General features: G+C 62.1%; 18 protein-coding genes and 3 tRNA genes. 5 read left to right on the plus strand and 16 right to left on the minus strand.

Annotated elements, in window-relative coordinates:
* Positions 1-47 precede the first annotated feature (47 nt).
* Positions 48-782, minus strand: coding sequence for a hypothetical protein (locus tag L0U82_RS12520; RefSeq protein WP_233831422.1), 735 nt, complete (start codon positions 780-782; stop codon positions 48-50).
* 185 nt (positions 783-967) lie between these two features.
* Between L0U82_RS12520 and L0U82_RS12525 the strand changes: the two genes are divergently transcribed.
* Positions 968-2,032 carry a hypothetical protein gene (locus tag L0U82_RS12525; protein WP_233831423.1) on the plus strand — a complete coding sequence of 355 codons (1,065 nt, stop codon included), beginning with the start codon at positions 968-970 and terminating at the stop codon, positions 2,030-2,032.
* 67 nt (positions 2,033-2,099) lie between these two features.
* Here the strand turns inward: L0U82_RS12525 and L0U82_RS12530 are convergent.
* From L0U82_RS12530 to uvrC, 5 genes are all read right to left on the minus strand, one after another.
* Positions 2,100-2,173, minus strand: a tRNA-Cys gene (locus L0U82_RS12530).
* Between the two features lie 129 nt (positions 2,174-2,302).
* Positions 2,303-2,378 (minus strand) — tRNA-Gly (locus L0U82_RS12535).
* Positions 2,379-2,441: 63 nt separating this feature from the next.
* Positions 2,442-2,517 (minus strand) — tRNA-Gly (locus L0U82_RS12540).
* A gap of 198 nt (positions 2,518-2,715) precedes the next feature.
* Positions 2,716-3,309 (minus strand): CDP-diacylglycerol--glycerol-3-phosphate 3-phosphatidyltransferase, encoded by a 594-nt coding sequence (gene pgsA / locus L0U82_RS12545; RefSeq protein ID WP_233831424.1) that lies wholly within the window; start codon positions 3,307-3,309, stop codon positions 2,716-2,718.
* 141 nt (positions 3,310-3,450) lie between these two features.
* Positions 3,451-5,694 (minus strand): excinuclease ABC subunit UvrC, encoded by a 2,244-nt coding sequence (gene uvrC / locus L0U82_RS12550; protein WP_233831425.1) that lies wholly within the window; start codon positions 5,692-5,694, stop codon positions 3,451-3,453.
* A gap of 293 nt (positions 5,695-5,987) precedes the next feature.
* Between uvrC and earP the strand changes: the two genes are divergently transcribed.
* The 4 genes from earP (at position 5,988) to L0U82_RS12570 (ending at position 10,193) form a co-directional block, all read left to right on the plus strand.
* Entirely contained in the window at positions 5,988-7,172 is a 1,185-nt protein-coding gene (earP, locus tag L0U82_RS12555) for an elongation factor P maturation arginine rhamnosyltransferase EarP (protein ID WP_233831426.1), read from the plus strand.
* 410 nt (positions 7,173-7,582) lie between these two features.
* A complete protein-coding gene (gene efp, locus L0U82_RS12560; RefSeq protein WP_233831427.1) occupies positions 7,583-8,140 on the plus strand; it encodes an elongation factor P in 558 nt (185 codons plus the stop codon).
* A gap of 274 nt (positions 8,141-8,414) precedes the next feature.
* Positions 8,415-8,621: a CsbD family protein gene (locus L0U82_RS12565; protein WP_233831428.1), complete on the plus strand. Its 207-nt coding sequence runs from the start codon at positions 8,415-8,417 to the stop codon at positions 8,619-8,621.
* Between the two features lie 189 nt (positions 8,622-8,810).
* A complete protein-coding gene (locus tag L0U82_RS12570) occupies positions 8,811-10,193 on the plus strand; it encodes a sigma-54-dependent transcriptional regulator (protein ID WP_233831430.1) in 1,383 nt (460 codons plus the stop codon).
* 133 nt (positions 10,194-10,326) lie between these two features.
* On the opposite strand, the gene nagZ is transcribed toward L0U82_RS12570, so the two are convergent.
* The 10 genes from nagZ to L0U82_RS12620 all read right to left on the minus strand — a co-directional run bounded on the left by nagZ (position 10,327) and on the right by L0U82_RS12620 (position 20,717).
* A complete protein-coding gene (gene nagZ / locus L0U82_RS12575) occupies positions 10,327-11,355 on the minus strand; it encodes a beta-N-acetylhexosaminidase (RefSeq protein ID WP_233831432.1) in 1,029 nt (342 codons plus the stop codon).
* A 67-nt stretch (positions 11,356-11,422) separates the two neighbouring features.
* A complete protein-coding gene (gene acpS, locus L0U82_RS12580; RefSeq protein ID WP_233831434.1) occupies positions 11,423-11,917 on the minus strand; it encodes a holo-ACP synthase in 495 nt (164 codons plus the stop codon).
* 21 nt (positions 11,918-11,938) lie between these two features.
* Complete coding sequence (gene pdxJ, locus L0U82_RS12585) at positions 11,939-12,703, minus strand: pyridoxine 5'-phosphate synthase (protein ID WP_233831436.1); 765 nt, start codon at positions 12,701-12,703, stop codon at positions 11,939-11,941.
* Entirely contained in the window at positions 12,700-13,611 is a 912-nt protein-coding gene (gene recO, locus L0U82_RS12590) for a DNA repair protein RecO (RefSeq protein WP_233831438.1), read from the minus strand. The genes pdxJ and recO overlap by 4 nt, the downstream gene beginning before the upstream one ends.
* On the minus strand, positions 13,598-14,497 hold the full coding sequence (era, locus tag L0U82_RS12595) for a GTPase Era (protein WP_233831440.1): 900 nt from the start codon (positions 14,495-14,497) through the stop codon (positions 13,598-13,600). Before era ends, recO begins: the two co-directional genes overlap by 14 nt.
* A 53-nt stretch (positions 14,498-14,550) precedes the next feature.
* A complete protein-coding gene (gene rnc, locus L0U82_RS12600; protein WP_233831442.1) occupies positions 14,551-15,852 on the minus strand; it encodes a ribonuclease III in 1,302 nt (433 codons plus the stop codon).
* Positions 15,853-16,041: 189 nt separating this feature from the next.
* Entirely contained in the window at positions 16,042-16,935 is an 894-nt protein-coding gene (gene lepB, locus L0U82_RS12605; protein ID WP_233831444.1) for a signal peptidase I, read from the minus strand.
* An 18-nt stretch (positions 16,936-16,953) separates the two neighbouring features.
* On the minus strand, positions 16,954-18,747 hold the full coding sequence (lepA, locus tag L0U82_RS12610; protein WP_233831445.1) for a translation elongation factor 4: 1,794 nt from the start codon (positions 18,745-18,747) through the stop codon (positions 16,954-16,956).
* A 174-nt stretch (positions 18,748-18,921) separates the two neighbouring features.
* On the minus strand, positions 18,922-19,194 hold the full coding sequence (locus L0U82_RS12615) for a glutaredoxin family protein (protein ID WP_233831446.1): 273 nt from the start codon (positions 19,192-19,194) through the stop codon (positions 18,922-18,924).
* Positions 19,191-20,717: a DegQ family serine endoprotease gene (locus L0U82_RS12620; RefSeq protein WP_233831447.1), complete on the minus strand. Its 1,527-nt coding sequence runs from the start codon at positions 20,715-20,717 to the stop codon at positions 19,191-19,193. Before L0U82_RS12620 ends, L0U82_RS12615 begins: the two co-directional genes overlap by 4 nt.
* Positions 20,718-20,754 lie beyond the last annotated feature (37 nt).

The raw sequence follows: 20,754 nt of genomic DNA on the forward strand, positions 1-20,754 counted from the left end.
GCGATACGCCTGAAAATCCGTCGACGTATCAAATGCCGATAACCGGTTTATTGACCGCCCTTCTTGAACGATTCGAGTTCCGTCGTATAGCGTGCATTTCGCACTCCATTACTGCCGTAATATTCTTCCACCGATTTAACCCATCGGCCAACTTCCGGCACATACCAGAACGCCTTATACGTGCGCCCGGTCGTCGGAACAGGACCGGTTTTCTGTGCATGCGTGATTATCGTGGTGTCGCCCTGCTCGACCTGTGCGGCCTGCGTGACCGTCTGCCGCGGCTCGGCCTGCGCGAGCCAGTCGCCCTCGGCCTCGATCTTGATTGCCTGGAATTTTCCCGCCGGCACCTCGACGGCTTCCGTTCCTGTCACCCGATACTGCGAGTTCCATTTCTGCGAGGCGAACATCGGGTTCGGATGCTGCTCGGTGTAATCGATATTCCACGTCTTGCCCGGCGACAACGGAAACGCCAACGGCCGATTCACGACCGTTTCCGTGCCGTTCACGCTGCGCTCGCGGCTCCAGTCCGCGCCGGCGATGAGTTCCTTCGGCGCCTGCGTCGAACCCGCCGTCTTCGATTCGTAGTAAATGTGCGACGACGTCGTGCGCAGCACCGTCAGCTGATCGTGCGTCTGAGTCCATCCCGACGGTCCTTTCTCGGTCGTCATCGTGTACGTCCAGGAATCTCCGGTCTTGACGTCGGGAGCCGGTGCCGATTGCGCGATGGCCGCGAAAGGCAAACCGAGACTCAACAGAGTGGCGGCTGTTCTGATTGTTTTCATAGTGAATGCAGCGCTGATGCGTAGCGAATAAATAATAACGGCAATTAGGCAGAATACTCGATGATGAGTCTTTAAAAAGATACTCGGTTGACCGGCACTTTACACGAGCAACGCTAGAATAGCGCCACCCCACGCGGAATTCAGTGGCATTTAATAATCATCAAATAAATCCGAAAGAAAATAAAATGCAAATGAAAGAATATAAAAGGCAAATGGTAAATAGACATGCCGCTCTGTTTGCGGCGAGCGCATTTTTATTGTCGGCATGTGGCGGAGGAGGTTCGTCGAGTGGCTCGGGATCTGCGGCTGCCACCGCAAATCTGAGCGATGCGCAGAAGAACTACGAGAGCTTTGCACTAGCGTCAAACGGTGGACTGCACTTTCTCGAATCCAGCTTCACGTTCACGACATTGTCGACGAACACCGTGAGCATCGGCACTGACAGCCGTTTTTTCAGCGAGGATTCGAGCATCCCTCAGAGCCCGGCAAATGGCACACAAACTTTGACCGAGACGCTCACATCCCTGTCATCGACACTAAAAGCGCCGGCGAGCGTGCAGGATCGCTTCGTCATCAACGGCGCGATCTATGGCGGCGGTATACCGGGACAAGCTCAGGTTAGTTACACGGGACCCAACGTACAAATCGACTATCTGGCTACCGATGGCAAGACCGTGGTCCGCACGGTACTCGGCACCAGTTACAGCGTTGTGCAACTCAGCGGCCTGATTTCAGCCTCTCCGTCCGAACTCTTTACGAATAGCGCGATAGGAGCGCTGACGAATACGCTCAACGGCCAGCCGCTGTATAACAAACAGGCGAATTGGGAATCGGGATCGGCCTACGTGAAGGTCGTCAGGCACGTGGTTGGAGACGAGTTGTTCACCTACGACTGCACCGCACCCGCCACGACGAGTAACAATCCGACGCCCTGTTCGGCAACGATCTCGACGCTTGAGAGCCTCTTCCCGTACGCAAGCACGACGGACAACAAGACGTATCAGCTCACCGATGGACAGATCGTGACGCTGGCCGGTGTGCGCGCATGGGTGTCCAACACCCCGCTCAATGGGCCCACCACCGACTATCGCGTCTACTTCCAGTACAACGGGGGCATCTATGCGGGCTATGTCATCAAGGACGGCACGACGCTGCAGATCGCACCGCTCGGCGGCGGCACGCCTCAAGACAATTACTACGTGCTGAACAACGCCGCTGTTCAATCGATCAAATCCGCGATCAACTTCTGATTGGGATGAAATCAGAAAGAAAAAAGAAAAGCCCCGACAAGTCGGGGCTTTTCTTTACATCAACGACTGGAGGCGCGAGCCGGAGTCGAACCGGCCTAAACGGCTTTGCAGGCCGCTGCATAACCGCTTTGCTATCGCGCCGCAAGCGGACTGGAATCTAAACACCGATTCACAGATTTATCTGGTGGAAACCAGAAGAACCGAAGCTCTGTAAAGATCAGAACGACCGGCCTTCCAAACAAAAAGGGAAGCGTTGCTTCCCCTGATGTATGGAGCGGGAGACGAGGCTCGAACTCGCGACCTCAACCTTGGCAAGGTTGCGCTCTACCAACTGAGCTACTCCCGCATTGAACTGCTTCACACTGCGCTGCATTTTCTACTTCGCCAAACAACGCAATGCTTTAAAAACTGGAGCGGGAGACGAGGCTCGAACTCGCGACCTCAACCTTGGCAAGGTTGCGCTCTACCAACTGAGCTACTCCCGCATTGAACTGCATTTACTGCTACTGCCTTATTACTGCTTCCGGTGTTTCGCGTTGCGTGCATCGGAGAAACGAGATTATGGAGAAGCGGCTGAAACGTGTCAAGCCCCTTTGCCCCTCTCTTTTTATAGAAATATTTCTCTCCAATTTCGATGGGGTCCGAGCGCACTTCCCCGCTCTGGATACTCGCTCTTCACACCTTCACGCGATGCCGCCGCGCTCACGAATCTGCGGCCACGCGAGCTTCATGTAATAGAGCATCGACCAGATCGTCAGGAACGCGGCCAGGTAGATGAGCCATAAGCCCCACACGCGCGTATCGACCGTTAGAGCGCCGCCAAGCGGCAACGGACCGTAGAACAGCAACATCGGAATCGCAATCATCTGGCACGCGGTTTTGAACTTGCCGAGCGAATTCACCGCGACGCTCTTCGACGCGCCGATCTGCGCCATCCATTCGCGCAACGCCGAGATCGCGATTTCGCGCCCCACGATTACGAGTGCGATCGCCGAATCGATGCGCGTGAGTTGCACCAGCACGAGCAGCGCCGCCGTTACCATCAGCTTGTCGGCAACCGGGTCGAGAAACGCGCCGAACGCCGAGGTCTGATTCCATTTGCGGGCCAGATAGCCGTCGAACCAGTCGGTGAGCGCAGCCAGAATGAAAATCGTCGCGGCTGCGAGGTTGCGGTGCGCGGGGCTCATCATCATGTCGGGCAGATAGAACACACCGACGACGAGCGGAATCAGCACGATCCGCAGCCAGGTCAGGAATATCGGGAAATTAAACGGCATGGGGTAGGCGCAGCGTCTGACGAGTGAGTTGCAATTGTGCCGTGTCACAAGGCCTGTCACAAGCAACGCGGCTCGGGCGTAGCGGTGGGCTCGCGACACTGCGCCGGGCCGCGCGAGACGACTCCGCGCACCGCGCCACGCTCAATGCAATTGCCGGTAAATCTGCTCGGCGAGCGCCTGCGAAATGCCTTCGACGCTCGCCAGATCCTCGACGCTCGCGGCCACCACGCCGCGCAGCCCGCCAAACCGCGCAAGCAGGCGCTGACGCCGCTTCGCCCCGACGCCTTCGAGCTCTTCGAGCCGCGAAGTCTGGCGCGTTTTGGCGCGCTTCGCGCGCATGCCGGTAATCGCGAAGCGGTGCGCTTCGTCGCGGATCTGCGCGACCAGCATCAGCGCGGCGCTTTCCTTGCCAAGTTCGAGCGGCGCGCGGCCGTCGGCGAAAATCAGCGTCTCGAGACCGACCTTGCGGCCCTCGCCCTTCGCGACGCCGACCAGCATGCCGGTATCGAGTCCGAGCTCCGTAAACACCTGACGCGCGATTTCAACCTGGCCCTTGCCGCCGTCGATCAGCACGATGGTCGGCAGCACACCACCCGCCGCGGCAGGCGCGGCGGCATCGGCGGCGAGCGATGGATCCGCGGCCGCGTCGCTTTGCGCTTCGGCGGCTTCATCGGCGGCATTCGCGGCGGCTTGCGCGACCATCTTCTCGTAGCGGCGCGTGAGCACCTGACGCATCGCCGCGTAATCGTCGCCCGGCGTAATGCCGGTGATGTTGTAGCGCCGGTACTCGGCCGACTGCATCTTGTGATGGTGAAACACGACGCACGACGCCTGGGTCGCCTCGCCCATCGTGTGACTGATGTCGAAGCATTCGATGCGCAGATGCGCGAGGTCTTCGCACTCCATGCTGAGCGTGTCGGTCAACGCGCGCGTGCGGGCCTGTTGCGAACCCTGTTCCGACAGCAGCCGGGCGAGCGCGAGCCGGGCGTTCTGCTCGGCCATCGCGAGCCACGCGCGCCGCTGTCCTTGCGGCTGACGCAACACCGTCACCTTGTGGCCCGCCTGCTCGATCAGCACGTCGACGAGTTCGCGCGCGGGCGCATGGCTGACCACCAGAACCGGCGGCACGCGATTGCCAAGGTAATGCTGAGCGATGAACGCTTCGAGCACTTCGGATTCGATGCCGCCCGATGCGCGGCCTTTGCTGCGCTTTGAACGCGCAGCATCCGTGCCGGCAACTTCGGTAGCAGCGTCGGCGTTATCTGCTTCGGCAGCTTCGGCTTCCTCGTCAGCATCAGCTTCCTCTTCCACGTCGCCCGCTTGCTCGTCCTCGGAAGGCATGTCCGCGGCGAGCGCAAGCGCGTCGACAATGGTGGCCGATGCGTACGCCACATCCGCGGTGTCCTCTTCGACATCACCGCTGGCTGCGCTCGTATCAACCGGTGCCCGTTCGTCGCCCTCGTCTTCGAGCCCGCCTTCCTCAGCGGTCAACGCGCTCTCGACGTGCGCGGGGAAATACGCCTTGTCGCCAAGATGTCGCCCGCCGCGCACCATCGCGAGATTCACGCAGACGCGTCCGCCCAGCGCGACCACCGCGAGAATGTCGACGTCGCTGTCGCTGCCGACTTCGATCGCCTGCTGATGCAGCACCGTCGACAGCGAACTCATCTGGTTGCGCACCGCCGCGGCCTGCTCGAACTTCAGCTCGCTCGCGAACGCATGCATCTTCTGCTCGAGTTCCTTCATCACCTCGCCCTGCCGGCCGAGCAGAAAGCGCGAGGCGTTGGCGACGTCGCGCGCGTAATCTTCCTCGTCGATGTTGCCGACGCACGGCGCGGTGCAGCGGCCGATCTGATGCAACAGACACGGCCGCGTACGGTTGTTGAACACCGAGTCTTCGCAGGTACGCAACTGGAACACGCGCTGCAGGATCTGGATGCTTTCGCGCACCGCCCACGCGCTCGGAAACGGCCCGAAATACTGGTTCTTACGATCGACCGAACCGCGGTAATAGGCCATGCGCGGAAACTTGTGGCCGGTCAGCTTCAGATACGGATACGACTTGTCGTCGCGAAACAGGATGTTGTAACGCGGCGTCAGCGCCTTGATCAGATTGTTTTCGAGCAGCAGCGCTTCGGCCTCGGAGCGCGTGACCGTCGTCTCGATCCGCGCGATGCGCGTGACCATCATCGCGATGCGCGGCGACAGTTGCGTCTTCGTGAAGTAGCTCGATACGCGCTTCTTCAGATCGCGCGCCTTGCCCACGTAGAGCACCGTGCCATGGGTGTCGTAATAGCGGTAGACGCCCGGCCTGTGCGGCAGTTGGGCGAGCACCTTTTTGGGCTCGAAAGCGTCGGGGGCGTCGGTTGCTTCGGGTTCGGTCATGCGGGGTCGATTGGGTGGGACGGTGTCGCGCCAGGTCGCTGCCGGATCGCTTGTTGCATCGCAGGTTGCGCGGTATTTTGCCTGTTCGCCGGCACGACACGTAGGGTGCTCATCGCGTCATACGCGCCGCCGCCTGAATCGGTTCGTGTCGCCTCGCGTCGCCTCCTACCGTTTCATGCAAAGCAGGCACGCGCGATCGCGAGCAAGGCTTTAGAATCGCCAGTTTAGAACATTCCGCGCTGGTTCGAACCCCGCTCCGTGTCGCCGGAGCCCGCCAGGATGCCCGAACCGTCATGTCCACCCTCGCCTCTGCCAATTCCGCGTCCGCGCCTCCGATTGCCTGCGATATCTTTTGCGCGGTGATCGATAATTTCGGCGATATCGGCGTCTGCTGGCGCCTCGCGCGCCAGCTCACGAACGAGCATGGCTGGCAGGTGCGCGTGTTCGTCGACGATCTGCACGCGTTTCGCAAGCTATGCCCATCGCTCGCGCTCGATCGGGCGCGGCAGATGCTCGACGGCATCGTCATCGAACACTGGCACGAACCGGCTCATGCAGGCGATACGCTCGAAGTCGCCGACGTCGTGATCGAGGCATTCGCCTGCGAACTGCCGCCCGTGTATATCGCGGCGATGGCCGAGCGAGCGCGCGCGCCACTCTGGGTCAACCTCGAATATCTGAGCGCCGAAGATTGGGTCGCGGATTTCCACTTGCGGCCGTCGCCTCATCCGCGTTATCCGCTCAGCAAGACGTTCTTTTTTCCTGGGCTCGGGCCCGGCACCGGTGGCGTCCTGAAGGAACGGAATCTCGACACGGCGCGCACCGCATTCGAAGATTCTGCGACGGCGCGCGCCGCCTGGTGGCTGGAGACCACGGGCCGTGCGCCCCCTCCCGCCGATGCGACCGTGGTGTCGCTGTTCGCGTACGAAAATCCCGCCGTCGACAGCCTGCTCGAACAATGGCGCGACGGCGCAAACCCCGTCGTACTGCTTGTGCCGGAAGGACGTATCTCCGGCGCACTTGCACGCTTTTTCGGGCTGCCGTCGTTTGCCGCGGGCACGCAGGCGACGCGCGGCAATCTCAGCGCCCATGCTCTGGCTTTTACCGAGCAGCCCGGCTACGACGCGCTGCTGTGGGCGAGCGACGTCAATTTCGTGCGCGGCGAAGATTCCTTCGTGCGCGCCCAATGGGCTGCCAGACCGTTCGTCTGGCACATCTATCCGCAAGCGGACGACGCGCATCTGCCGAAGCTTGATGCCGCGCTCGCGCACTACACGCGCACACTGCCCGCCGATGCGCGCGCTGCGCTGAAGAGTTTCTGGCACGCCTGGAACGGCGCGGGCCAGCCGGACTGGGCGCAATTTCAGCGCCACTATCCGGCCCTGAAGCAACGCGCCGCCGAGTGGGCGACCGAGCTTGCGCAAGTCGGCGATCTCGCTGGAAATCTGACCTCATTCGCAAAAAGTCAGTTAAAATAAGCGGTTATCCAACGGCCGACGACGCAAGCGCGGCCCGATTCCGGCAACGCCATGTGGTCAGCCCGGCTGATCACTTCCTAGGTGGAAACACACATCGCGAGTCACGACACTTTGGTGTCGGGCACGCGAATGTCAAAAAAGGGACGTATGTTGCAGTCTGTTTGCGAATCGGCGCCACTCGTGTACACGCCCGCACAGGGTAAGAAGCAGGTAGCAGGTGGAATGATCGGGCATCGTCAGGCTGCGTAGGCAGCCCTTCCTGATCTTCTCCGCAAACCGGTTCCGTTTCACGCATCCGGGCAGCACCGCCTCATGCGGTGCGCAGCAAGCGGTGTGGGAAACGCCGAAGCCGCTTGCGCCGTATGCCGTTGAGCAACAGTCAAGCAATTTATCTCGTACAGGACAGTTTTATGAAGACCGCACAGGAACTCCGCACCGGCAACGTCGTGATGATCGGCTCTGACGCCATGGTCGTGCAGAAGGCCGAATACAACAAGTCGGGCCGCAACTCCGCCGTCGTCAAGATGAAGTTCAAGAACCTGCTGACCGGCGCAGGCATGGAAACCGTGTACAAGGCAGACGACAAGTTCGACGTCGTCGTGCTCGAGCGCAAGGAAGTGACCTACTCGTACTTTGCCGACCCGATGTACGTGTTCATGGACGCCGACTACAACCAGTACGAAGTCGAAGCCGAAATGATGGGCGACGCGCTGCACTATCTCGAAGACGGCATGGCTTGCGAAGTCGTGTTCTACAACGAGAAGGCAATCTCGGTCGAACTGCCGACCACGCTGGTCCGCGAAATCATCTACACGGAACCGGCCGTCAAGGGCGACACGTCGTCGGGCAAGGTGCTGAAGAACGCCAAGCTGAACACCGGCTTCGAACTGCAAGTGCCGCTCTTCTGCAACATCGGCGACAAGATCGAAATCGATACGCGTACGCACGAGTACCGCAGCCGCGCATAAGCGCCAGCTAGCGTCATCAGCCCCCAGCGTCGGCCTTTCCGCCGGCGCGCAAAAAAAAGCGCCCAAAATTGGGCGCTTTTTCTTTTTTGTCCCTTTGTGTATGGTTTAGGAAAACTTTACCGGACCGCTTCTCGAAAAAATTACCATTGCGACACGCCGATTTCGCATCTCGCGTAACGCAAATCATTGATCTGGCTAAGAAAATATTTTTGGCACAGTCCATGCTTCTCATGAGAAACGCTAAGAACCGCGTATTACTCAACCGGGAGGCACCATGAACAACGACATCGCTGAAGGCAAGTGGAAACAGATCGTCGGCAAAGCCAAGGCCGCGTGGGGTGAACTGACAGATGACGAACTGACGAAGGCCGAAGGCCGCGCCGACAAACTCGCCGGCCTGATTCAGGAACGCTATGGCAGAACCCGTGAAGAAGCTGAACTCGAAGTGCGCCGGTTTTTCGATAGCAACCGGGATTTCTGACCGAACCCGTGGAGGCACTACGGGCGTCCACCCGCACAACGCGAAGCGGCCCAGGCCGGCCGCCGTGCTTAATAGCCGGCGAATCAGCCGTAACGAGCCGTTATCGAGCCCCTCAGAGTCCGCGCTGCGCGCCATCATCCAGCTTGCCGGCGCCACGGACATTTCATCCATCTAAAAATTGCGCTCGCCATGCCACACGCACTGATTGTTGAAGACGATCCTAATAGCCTCTCCGGGCTGTCCGCGATTCTCGCGGCCGACGGCTTCTCCGTCGACACCGCGACCACGCTCGCCGAAGCCCGCGGAGCGCTGACGCGCTTCATTCCCGACGTCGTGCTGGTCGACCTGAATCTGCCGGACGGCAGCGGTCTTGATCTGCTGCAGCATCTGCCCGCGCATCCACCGGGCGGCGCGTTGCCCGTGATCGTCATGACCGGCAACGCGACGGTCGAGAGCGCGATCGAGGGCCTGCGGCACGGCATCTGGGACTATCTGCTGAAGCCGGTCAATATTCCGCGCCTGCGCAGTCTGCTCGCACGCATTCCACGTCCGTACGAACTGACGGAGGAAGTGCAGACACTGCGCGCATCGCTGCGACAACTCGGCCGCTTTGGTTCGATGCTCGGCCGCAGCGGCGCCATCCAGCATGTGTACGACACGATCGAACATCTGGCGCCGACCGAAGCCGCCGTGCTGATCTCCGGCGAAGCCGGCACCGGCAAGCAGGTTGCCGCGCGCACGCTGCACGACATGAGCCGGCGCCGCAAAGGACCGTTCATCACGTTCGATTGCCGCGACGCGGGCGCCGGTGCGCTCGATCGTTCGCTCGAGAGCGTGCTGTTCGGTCACGAGCGCGGCGCATTCGGCGGCGCCGAGCAGCGCGAGGCGGGTCTTTTCGAACAGGCGAGCGGCGGCACGTTGTTCATCAACGAAATTACCGAGCTGCCGCGCGCGCAGCAGGAAGCGCTGTTGCGCGCGCTCGATTCGCAGACGTTCATGCGGGTCGGCGGCACCAACCAGGTCGTGACCGACTTCCGGCTCGTCGCGTCGACACGCAAGGCGCCGCGCGCGGCAGTCGCGGAAGGCAGCCTGCATCAGGACCTCGCGCTGCGCCTCGAAGCCGCCGCGATAACGCTCCCACCGTTGCGCGAACGCGCGGACGATGCGGTGCTGATCGCGCAGGCAGTCGTCGACGAAATGAATCAGGAAGCCGCCGCGCGTGGCACGGCGGACGCCGCGAAGCAGGCAGCGCCGAATTTCCTGCACGAATGCGCGACCTACGACTGGCCCGGCAACGTGCGCGAATTGCAGGAGCGCGTGCGGCGCGCGTATCAGGCGTCCGGCGACGTGCTCGAGTCGTTGCGCGCTGATGAGACCGGCACCGCGAACGGCCGCGATCTGAATGGCAGCCGCGTGCAGGTAACGGTCGGCACGCCGCTCGCGGACGTCGAGGAAATGCTGATTCGCGCGACGCTCGACGCGGTCGGCGGCACGCGGCATCGCGCGGCATCGTTGCTGGGCATCAGTCCGAAAACGCTGTACAACAAGTTGCAGCGCATGCGGTTGAACTGAGCCTTGCGGGCTTAGCGTGGGCTGCCCGCCGAAGCTCGAAGACCATCGAAGAGCGAAGCCAATAAAAATGGCGCCTTGAATCTGAATTGCTTCAAGGCGCCATTTTTTCGTGCGAACGGTGCAGGCGAGCCGTCTAGGCAAACGCACCGCGCATCAGTTCCCGCGCTTGCCGATATCTCGCCTCGTCCATCAGCTTGTCCCATTTGAGCGCTTCGCCGCGCGGTCGCATGCGCTTCAGGCGCCGGCGCGATTCCTTCGACGGCTCGAAGCGCAGCCCATCGAGCACCTTCTCCGCTTCGTGCGGCTGATTGCAGATCAACACCATGTCGCAGCCGGCTTCAAGCGCGGCGCTCGCGGCTTCGGTCAGCGTGCCGCCCTGGCGCGCGGCCTCCATCGACAGATCGTCGCTGAAAATCGCGCCTTCGAAACCGAGCTTGCCGCGCAAAATATCCTGCAGCCAGACGCGCGAAAAACCCGCAGGTTTCGCATCGACCTTCGGATAGACGACATGCGCGGGCAATACCGCGCCGAGTGACAAGCCAAGCCAATCGTACGGCGCGACGTCCTCGCGCAGGATCGCGTCGAGCGAACGCTCGTCGACCGGCATCGCGACATGCGAGTCCGCCTGCGCGAAGCCATGCCCCGGAAAGTGCTTGCCGCAGTTGCTCATGCCCGCGAGCGCGAGGCCGTGGTTCAGGCTCTTCGCGAGCATCGCAACCACGCGCGGGTCGCGGTGAAACGCCCGATCGCCGATCACCTGCGAATGTCCGTAGTCGAGGTCGAGCACCGGCGTGAAGCTCATGTCGATGCCGCAGGCGCGCAACTCCGCGGCGAGAACATAGCCGACCGCGGTCGCGACCTTGGTTGCCTGCAGTACGTCGTGATCCCACAACGTGCCGAGCTTGCCCATCGACGGCAGCACCGTGAAGCCGTCGGTGCGAAAGCGCTGCACGCGACCGCCTTCATGATCGACGGCGATCAGCAGATCCGGACGGATCGCGCGGATTGCATCGGTCAGCGCGACCAGTTGCGCGCGGTTCTCGTAGTGGCGCGCAAACAGGATCACGCCGCCAGTCATCGGATGAGCGAGGCGACGCCGGTCATCGCGGTTCAGCGTTTTGCCGACCACGTCGAGCATCACCGGTCCGGGTGTGGTTTTCATCGGATTCCGCAGGAAAGAAGTCGCTAAGGCGAGGACAAACGCGGCAGCCAACGCCGCGTTCAATGTTTTATTCGGTGGCTGATTGTGCGGACGGCGGCTTGGGCGTGGATTCTGCGGACTCAGCGGACGAAGCCGCTGCCTCGCCAGGCTGCACGGTCTTAGAGGTCTCTGCGGTCTCCGCGATCACGAACGACACCGCGTAATCCCGCTCGTCGCTGATCGTCACCCGCGCGGTGATGCCGCGCGCGGCGAGCCAGTCGGCCAGTTCGCCGGAGGCGACCACCATCGGCTCGCCGCTCGGCTTGTTGAGCGTTTGCAGCGCACGCCAGGTCATCGGCCAGTGCATGCCGAGGCCGATCGCCTTCGAAAACGCTTCTTTCGCCGAGAAGCGCGTCGCCAGAAACGCGAGGCCGCGCGCCGCCGAGCGGGCCTGCCGCGCGTGATAGACGCGCAGTTCGTCGGGGCCGAGCACCTTCTGCGCGAACCGGCCGTTGGTGCGCGTCATCACCGCGGCCACGCGGCTCACCTGAACGACGTCGGTACCGATACCGTAGATCGCCATGCGCGCGTCCCTATCGTCAGTTCAGCCACGCGCGCCGAGACGGGCGGCGACCATGATCGCCTTCATCTCGCGCACCGCGTTGTCCCAGCCCGCGAAGATCGCGTGCGCGACGATCGCGTGACCGATATTGAGTTCGACGATCCCGTCGATCGCGGCGATCTGCTGCACGTTCGTGTAATGCAGACCGTGACCCGCGTTCACCTTCAGACCCAGCGTCGCGCCGAATTCGACTGCGCGCACGACGCGCTCATATTCGCGCTGCTGTTCGGCGGGATCGTGCGCTTCCGCGTAGCGGCCGGTGTGCAACTCGATCACCGGCGCGCCGGCCTCATGCGCGGCGCGAATCTGCGCCTCGTCGGGGTCGATAAACAGCGACACGCGCGAGTTGGCGTCCGCAAGCTGCCGGCACGCCGCGCGCACCGCGTCGAACTGGCCGGCGACGTCGAGACCGCCTTCGGTCGTCAGTTCCTGACGCTTTTCCGGCACGAGGCAGACATCGTGCGGCTGCACGTCGCACGCGATGTCGAGCATTTCCTGCGTGACCGCGCACTCGAGATTCATGCGTGTTTTCAACAACGGGCGCAGTTTGCGCACGTCGGCATCGACGATATGGCGGCGGTCCTCGCGCAGATGCAGCGTGATCACGTCGGCGCCGGCCTCCTCGGCCATCAGCGCGGCGCGGATCGGATCGGGATAGGACGTGCCGCGCGCGTTGCGCAGCGTGGCGACGTGGTCGATGTTCACGCCGAGATCGATCACGGTCGGCGAGGTAAGAAAGAAGCTCATAGGTTCTGCAGGTCGATCAGGATCTGACGGGTCGCAAGCGGCGCGCCGCCGAGATAGGTGTTGAGCAGAAAGCGCATCAGCGTTTTGCTTTGCGAGACGGTCTGCGCTCGATGGTAATCGTCCTTTTCCATATCGAGCAAGGTTTGGCCCGATATCACCGGCCATTGCGCGGGCCATTCGTCCGATGCTTCACGCACGCCGCGCTCGGGATCGAACACATAGCGCCCTTCCGCCGATACCGCTTTGCGCGCGACGGTGCGATCGAGCGCCATCGCATAACCGGTCTCGCGCAGCAGCACGCGCTCGAATGAGCGCAGCACCTGCACCGGCGGTTCGTCGTGCGCGAGCCGAGTCAGCGTGACGACATAGTGATGGAATAGTTGCGGATGCGGATCTTCGCGCGCGCAGAATTTGACCAGCAGTTCGTTGACGTAAAAGCCGCACAGCAGTGCGTCGCCGGCCAGCGGCAGCATGCCGCCGACCCATTCGGCGCCGGTCAGCGTGCGTACCTCGGATCTGCCCGACCACGCGAGCGACAGCGGCTGGAAGGTCTGCAACACGCCGCGCAGCGCGGAGTGCGGGCGCTTCGCGCCCTTCGCGACCAGCGCGAGACGGCCGTGATCGCGCGACAGCACGTCGATGATCAGACTGGTCTCGCGATACGGGTAGCTATGTAGCACGAACGCGGGCTGCTCGCTGATCCGGTATTCGGATGACGGAGTGCGCGGCGCGCGGCGCGCGGCCGTTTTGCGTGGCGCGCTGTCGGAGGCGGCAACGGCGGCCGTACCCGCCGATGAATTTTTCGCGGTGGATTTCCGCGCGCTACGCGCGGGCCGCAACGGTTCCTGCTCCGGTTCGTCCGGCGCAGCGTCGGAATTCAGCGTCATCCACGCGTCATTCGTACCCATACGCACGAAGCCCGGCTTCGTTGTCGGCCCAGCCGCTCTTCACCTTGACGAAGGTCTCCAGGTACACCGGACCGTCGAACAGCTTCGCCATGTCCAGACGTGCCTCGGTGCTGATCTGCTTCAGCTTGGCGCCCTTCTGGCCGATGATCATCGCCTTGTGGGTGTCGCGATCGACGAGAATCGTCGCGAAAATGCGGCGCAGACGCCCCTCGGTCTCGAATTTTTCGATCAGCACGGTACTCGTGTACGGCAGTTCGTCACCGGTCCAGCGGAACACTTTTTCGCGCAGGATTTCGGCGGCAAGGAAGCGCTCGCTGCGATCGGTCAGATCGTCCTCGCCATAGATCGGCTCGCCTTCGGGCAGGAACGGCTTGACGGTCGCCATCAAGCGCTTGATGTCGTCGATATTCTTCGCCGACAGCGGCACGATCTCGTTGAACTCACGCAGCGCGCTCATCTGCTGCATGAACGGGAACAGCGAGTCCTTATCCGACACGCGATCGAGTTTGTTCGCGATCAGCAGCGTCGGCACCTTCGCGGGGATCAGGTCGAGCACTCTCTGATCGTCCGGACCGAAACGGCCGGCCTCGATCACGAACAGAATCGCGTCGACCGAGGTCAGCGTCGAGGTGACCGCGCGATTGAGCGAACGATTCAGCGCGCCGCTGTGCTTGGTCTGGAAACCGGGCGTATCGACAAAGATGTACTGCGCGTCGTCGATCGTGTTGATGCCCGTGATGCGATGGCGCGTGGTCTGCGCCTTGCGCGACGTGATACTGACTTTCTGGCCGACCAGCGCGTTCATCAGCGTGGATTTGCCGACGTTCGGGCGGCCGACGATCGCGACCATGCCGCAGCGAAAACCAGTGGGGGTGGGAGCGTTCATATTCGGACTACAGCAGGTTTGTTCGGCTCGCGGGATGCGCGCGCCGATGGCAATCAATGGCCCGCATCGGCGACGCGCGTTTGCACCGCGTCGGCAACGCCGGGTTCGTGTTCGGCGCGCCCCGACGCCGGCACGACCTGTGCGGCCGTCACCGGCGCGGCGGTGGCGTTCGGGGCGGCGTCGCGGCTGCGCTGACGGTCCGCGCCGCGTGCCGGGGCCGGGGCCGGGGCCTGGGCCTGGGCCTGGGCTTTCAGGTCGGGAGTTTTGTCCGGGGCGGGATGGTCCGCGGGCTTGTCGGCCGGCTTTTCGGCGGCTTTGTCGCTTCCGTGGATGACTGCGCGGTCAGCACGCTCGATCTTGTCGGCGCGCTCCGCCTTGTCCTGCGCACTGTATTCGACGTGCGCGGCGCGGATCACCGCCAGCGGCGCGCCCGCTGCAACCGGCGCGGCGCGCTCGGTTACGGATTTCTCAACGGCGGGCTTTTCGGTAGCCGGCTTGTCGACATGCACTTCAGCCGTGGTCGACGTGGCCGCCGTGCGCGCCGCGCCGCGCTCGCTCTTCCGTTCCGGCGTGCGCAAATCGAGCGCGGTCTGGACACCGGTCACGCCAGGGACGAACTCCAGCTCGGCGTTTTTCGCGGCGCGCGCGCCCTTCGAACGCTTCGGCTTTGCGACCAGCGCTGGCGCAGCGGCCATCACTTCGTCGAGCGCCTTTTTCGCCGCCGCCTGCTCCGCAGCGCGCCGGCTCGCGCCAGAACCGGATACCTTCACGTCGAGCTTCGGCACCGTGCATTCGACTTCGAACTGCTGATTGTGCGCCGCACCATGGGTAGCGACCACGGTGTAAGTCGGCAACGCAATCTTGTGACCTTGCAGATACTCCTGCAGCAACGTCTTCGCATCCTTACCGAGCGTGCGCGGATCGATGTGGTCGAGAATCGGGACGTAAAGCCGCTTGATGACCGTCTGTGCGGCCTCGAATCCGCCATCGAGGAATATCGCGCCCAGCACGGCTTCGAGCGTATCCGCGAGGATCGACGGGCGACGGAAGCCGCCGCTGCGCAGCTCGCCCTCGCCAAGCCGCAGCCCTTCGGAGATATTGAGTGCCTGAGCGATTTCGTAGAGCGACTGCTGTTTGACCAGATTGGCGCGCACGCGGGACAGGTCGCCTTCGTCCAGTTTGCCGAAACGTTGGAACAAAAGCGCAGCCACCGCGCAGTTCAGAACGGAGTCGCCGAGAAATTCGAGCCGTTCGTTATGCGTGGAGCTATGACTGCGGTGCGTTAAAGCCTGGCGCAACAATTCCGCATTGCGAAATTCGTAGCGCAAACGGCTTTCCAACGGAGATAGGGGCATGGGGCAGAGTATAACGCGGGCGCCGGACCGGGCGGAAACGCGGGGCGCGTGCGGAAAAAGCGTGGTGAAGCGACGTTACCGCGAATTCTTAAAGTAGCGTGCCAACAAACACGCCGCGAGCGATCTGACCGGATACCGGTGACGCGCGCGGCGTGCGTACAGCAATCACGAAGCGATCAATCGCCTGACTCAATGAAATGAGCCAATGCGTCCCAAATCGCTGAAGTTCATCCAGACGAAAAATGCGCGGCCAACGATATTGCGATCCGGCGCAAAACCCCAGTAACGACTGTCCGCGCTGTTATCGCGGTTGTCGCCCATCATGAAGTAGTTGCCCGGAGGCACCTTGCAGATCACGCCGCGCGCGTTGTACGTGCAGTTGTCGCGATACGGATAATCTTCGGCGCCGACGATAAACGGCGGCACCGCCGGATTATTCAGAATCGCGTTCTTGCGACCGTCGATATCTTCCTCAAACTGCTTCGCGTAACCGAGGCGTTCCTCATCGAGGTAATCGGGCAGCGGTGTTTCGGGCACCGGTTTGCCGTTGATCGTGAGTTTCTTGTCCTGATACTCGATCACGTCGCCCGGCAGACCGATTACGCGCTTGATGTAATCGACCGACTCGTCCTTCGGATAGCGGAACACCACCACATCGCCACGCTGGACCGGACGGCCCTCGGTGACCTTGGTGTTGGTGATCGGCAAACGCAGGCCGTATTCGAATTTATTGACGAGGATGAAATCGCCCACCAGCAGCGTCGGCACCATCGAGCCCGAAGGAATCTTGAACGGTTCGACCACGAACGAGCGCACCACGAACACCACCAGAATCACCGGGAAAAAGCTCGCCGTGTATTCGAGCCACCACGGTTGACGCAGCTTGTCGTCGCGCAGACGTGCGCGCGTTTGCGCTGCGTTCTCATCGGCGAAACGTTCGCCGACGCGCTCCTGTTGACGGTCGAATTCGGCGACCGCGGCTTCCGCAGCGCGGCGCCGTTTCGGCAGGAAAACCAGTTTGTCCGCGACCCATGCGACGCCCGTCAAAACGACGAGCACAAAAAGAATCAGCGCAAAATTCATAGGGTTCCGTTATTCAGCTTATTTGTCTTCGACACGCAGAATCGCGAGGAAAGCCTCTTGCGGAATCTCGACCGAGCCCACCTGCTTCATTCGCTTCTTGCCTGCCTTCTGCTTTTCGAGCAGCTTCTTCTTACGCGTAATGTCACCGCCGTAGCATTTTGCCAGCACGTTCTTACGCAACGCTTTAATGTTTTCGCGCGCAATGATGTTCGAGCCGATCGTCGCTTGCACGGCCACGTCGTACATCTGGCGCGGAATCAGTTCGCGCATCTTCGCCGCCACTTCGCGGCCGCGGTACTGGCTCTGCGAACGGTGCACGATCACCGACAGCGCGTCGACCTTGTCGCCGTTGATCAGCATGTCGACCTTGACGACGTCGGACGCGCGATATTCCTTGAACTCGTAATCCATCGACGCATAGCCGCGCGAGATCGACTTCAGACGATCGAAGAAATCGAGCACGACCTCGCCCATCGGGATTTCATACGTGAGCTGAACCTGACGGCCGTGGTACTGCATGTTGATCTGGTTGCCGCGTTTCTGCGTGCAGAGCGTGATCACCGCACCGACATAGTCCTGCGGCATGTACAGGTTCACGGTGACGATCGGCTCGCGCACCTCTTCGATCTTCGGCGGCTCCGGCATCTTGGCCGGATTCTCGACCATCAGCGTCGTGCCGTCGCGCTGCAGGACTTCGTAGACCACCGTCGGCGCCGTGGTGATCAGGTCCATGTCGAATTCGCGTTCGAGACGTTCCTGCACGATTTCCATGTGCAACAGACCGAGGAAACCACAACGGAAACCGAAACCGAGCGCCTGTGATACTTCCGGCTCGTATTGCAGCGATGCGTCGTTCAGCTTCAGCTTTTCGAGCGAGTCGCGCAGCGCGTCATACTGGTTCGCTTCGACCGGATAGAGGCCCGCGAACACCTGCGGTTTCACTTCCTTGAAGCCCGGCAGCGGCTCGGCGGCCGGCTGGTTCACGAGCGTGACCGTGTCGCCGACCTTCGCCGCCGCGAGTTCCTTGATGCCGGCGATGATGAAGCCCACCTGCCCTGCCGACAAAACCTCGAGATTCTTCGATTTCGGCGTGAACACGCCAATGTGCTCGACCGGATATTGCGCGCCGGTCGCCATCAGACGGATCCTGTCCTTTGGACGCAGCGTGCCGTTGACGATACGCACGAGCATCACGACGCCGACGTAGTTGTCGAACCAGGAGTCGATGATCAGTGCTTGCAGCGGCGCTTCCGGATTGCCCTCCGGCGGCGGTACTTTCGCAATCAGCGCTTCCAGCACGTCCTCGACGCCCAGGCCGGTCTTCGCGCTGCAATGGGTCGCATCGGTCGCGTCGATGCCGATCACGTCCTCGATTTCGGCGATCGCGTTTTCGGGATTAGCCGCCGGCAGGTCGATCTTGTTGAGCACCGGAACCACTTCGACGCCAAGTTCGATCGCCGTGTAGCAGTTGGCAACGGTTTGCGCTTCAACGCCCTGGCTCGCATCGACGACGAGCAGCGCGCCTTCGCACGCCGACAGCGAGCGACTGACTTCGTACGAGAAGTCGACGTGGCCCGGCGTGTCGATCATGTTCAGGTTATAGACGCGCCCGTCGCGAGCGCGATACGTCAGTGCGGCGGTTTGTGCCTTGATAGTGATGCCGCGTTCGCGCTCGAGATCCATCGAGTCGAGCACTTGAGCTTCCATTTCGCGGTCGGACAGGCCGCCGCAAATCTGGATGATGCGATCGGCGAGCGTCGACTTGCCATGGTCGATGTGCGCAATGATCGAGAAGTTACGAATATGATCCATTCAGTGCCGATCAAGCGAAAAGGCGCGCCCGGACAATAGCGGAGCACGCCTTGTAAGTAGGTGAAAAACCTATCTATTTTAGCCGAAAAGGCTATCGGCCGGCGCATCTTGCAAAGCCGGGGCGCAGGGCGCAAAGAGAACGCGGCAGATGCGAGAAATTCGATGCGGACGACATCAGGACGCCGTGGCCGCTCGCGATGCGTATGCAGCCAGTGCCGCACGCACCGCCGTCTCGTCGAGATGGTAGTGGCACAACTCGATGCCGTCGCACACGAGAACCGGCACCAGCTCGTTATAACGTGCTTCCAGTAGCGGATCGGTGTCGACGTCGATCACGGTCAGTTGCGCGCCGAACTCGACCAGCAATGACTCGAGCGCGGCGTGCATGTCGTCGCACAGGTGGCACCACGCGCGCCCGTAGAGCGTGAGCGATGCCGTCTTCGTCATTTCGGCGCGCGCGGACGGACCGGCACGAACTGCGTGTTGTCACCACGGCGGACCAGCAACGCGACCATCTTCTGCGGATCGAGATGCGAGGTCACGTCGTCGAACTGCTTCGCGCTCGTGATATCGGTGTCGCCGACCCGCAGAATGATGTCACCCTTCTGCAATCCGACGCGCACGGCCGGGCCATCGACCGCATCGATCTGCACGCCGTTGTGGATCTTCAGGTCCTTCTGCTGATCGGCCGGAATATCGCTGACGGCTATGCCGAGCGCATTCGTCGCGCGCTGCTTCGGCGCCTGCGGCTTCTTCTGATCGGCCTTCGCCACCTTGTCCGGCTGCATTTCGGCGATCGTGACCGGCAACTCGTGCGTCTGGCCCTTGCGCCATACCGTGAGCGTCGTCTTCGTACCCGGCTTCGTATCGCCGACCATGCGTGGCAGGTCGGTCGCGGTGTCGACCGAATGGCCGTTGAACTTCAGGATGATGTCGCCAGGCTGCACGCCAGCCTTATCCGCCGGGCCGCCCGGCTCGACACTGCTGACGAGCGCGCCTTGCGCCTTCGGCAAGCCGAGCGAATCGGCGACATCTTTTGTCACTTCGCCGATCGCAACCGCGATCCGACCGCGCACCACCTTGCCCGAACTCTTCAACTGATCGGCCACGCGCATTGCTTCGTCGATCGGAATCGCAAACGAAATGCCCATGAAACCGCCGGTGCGGCTATAGATCTGCGAGTTGATGCCGATCACCTCGCCCTGCATGTTGATCAACGGACCGCCCGAGTTGCCCGGATTGACGGCCACGTCGGTCTGGATGAACGGCAGATAATCGCCGGTGTCGCGCCCCTTCGCGCTGACGATGCCGGCTGTCACCGTGTTCTCGAGGCCGAACGGCGAGCCAATCGCCACGACCCATTCGCCGACGCGCACCTTGTTCGAATCGCCGATCGTGATGGTCGGCAGGTTCGACGCATTGATCTTGACGACCGCGACGTCGGTGCGGTCGTCGACGCCGATCAGCTTCGCCTTGAATTCGCGCTTGTCGGTCAGCGTCACGTAAATGGTGTCTGCATCGTCGACGACGTGCGCATTGGTCATCACGTAGCCGTCCGCGGACAGGATGAAGCCCGAGCCGACCCCACTGTTCTGCTCGGGATCGTTGTTGTCCGGTGTGTCCTGACTACCGCCGCTGCCGCCACCGCTGCCGCCGCTGCCACCGTTATCGCCGCCACGCGGCACCCCCGGGGATTGCGGCGACTGCGGCATTGGAATGCCGAAGAAGCGGCGGAAAAACTCCGACATGTCACCGTCGTCCATGCCCGGCGGCAAGCCGCCCCGGGCACCGCCGTTCGACACGCGCGTCGTCGTGCGAATGTTGACGACCGCCGGGCCGACCTTGTCGACGAGATCAGTGAAGTCGGGCAGATTGGCAGCGGGCGCCGCCGAGGCCATATGCGGCACAAGCGGCAAACATGCCGCTACCACTACGGCCGCGAGGAATTTGCGCACCGAAAAAGTCGTCATATCGTAGCAAGCCGAGGGATTTCAGGATTCGGAAGGG

The organism is Paraburkholderia sp. ZP32-5 (genome assembly GCF_021390495.1).
GTDB lineage: Bacteria > Pseudomonadota > Gammaproteobacteria > Burkholderiales > Burkholderiaceae > Paraburkholderia.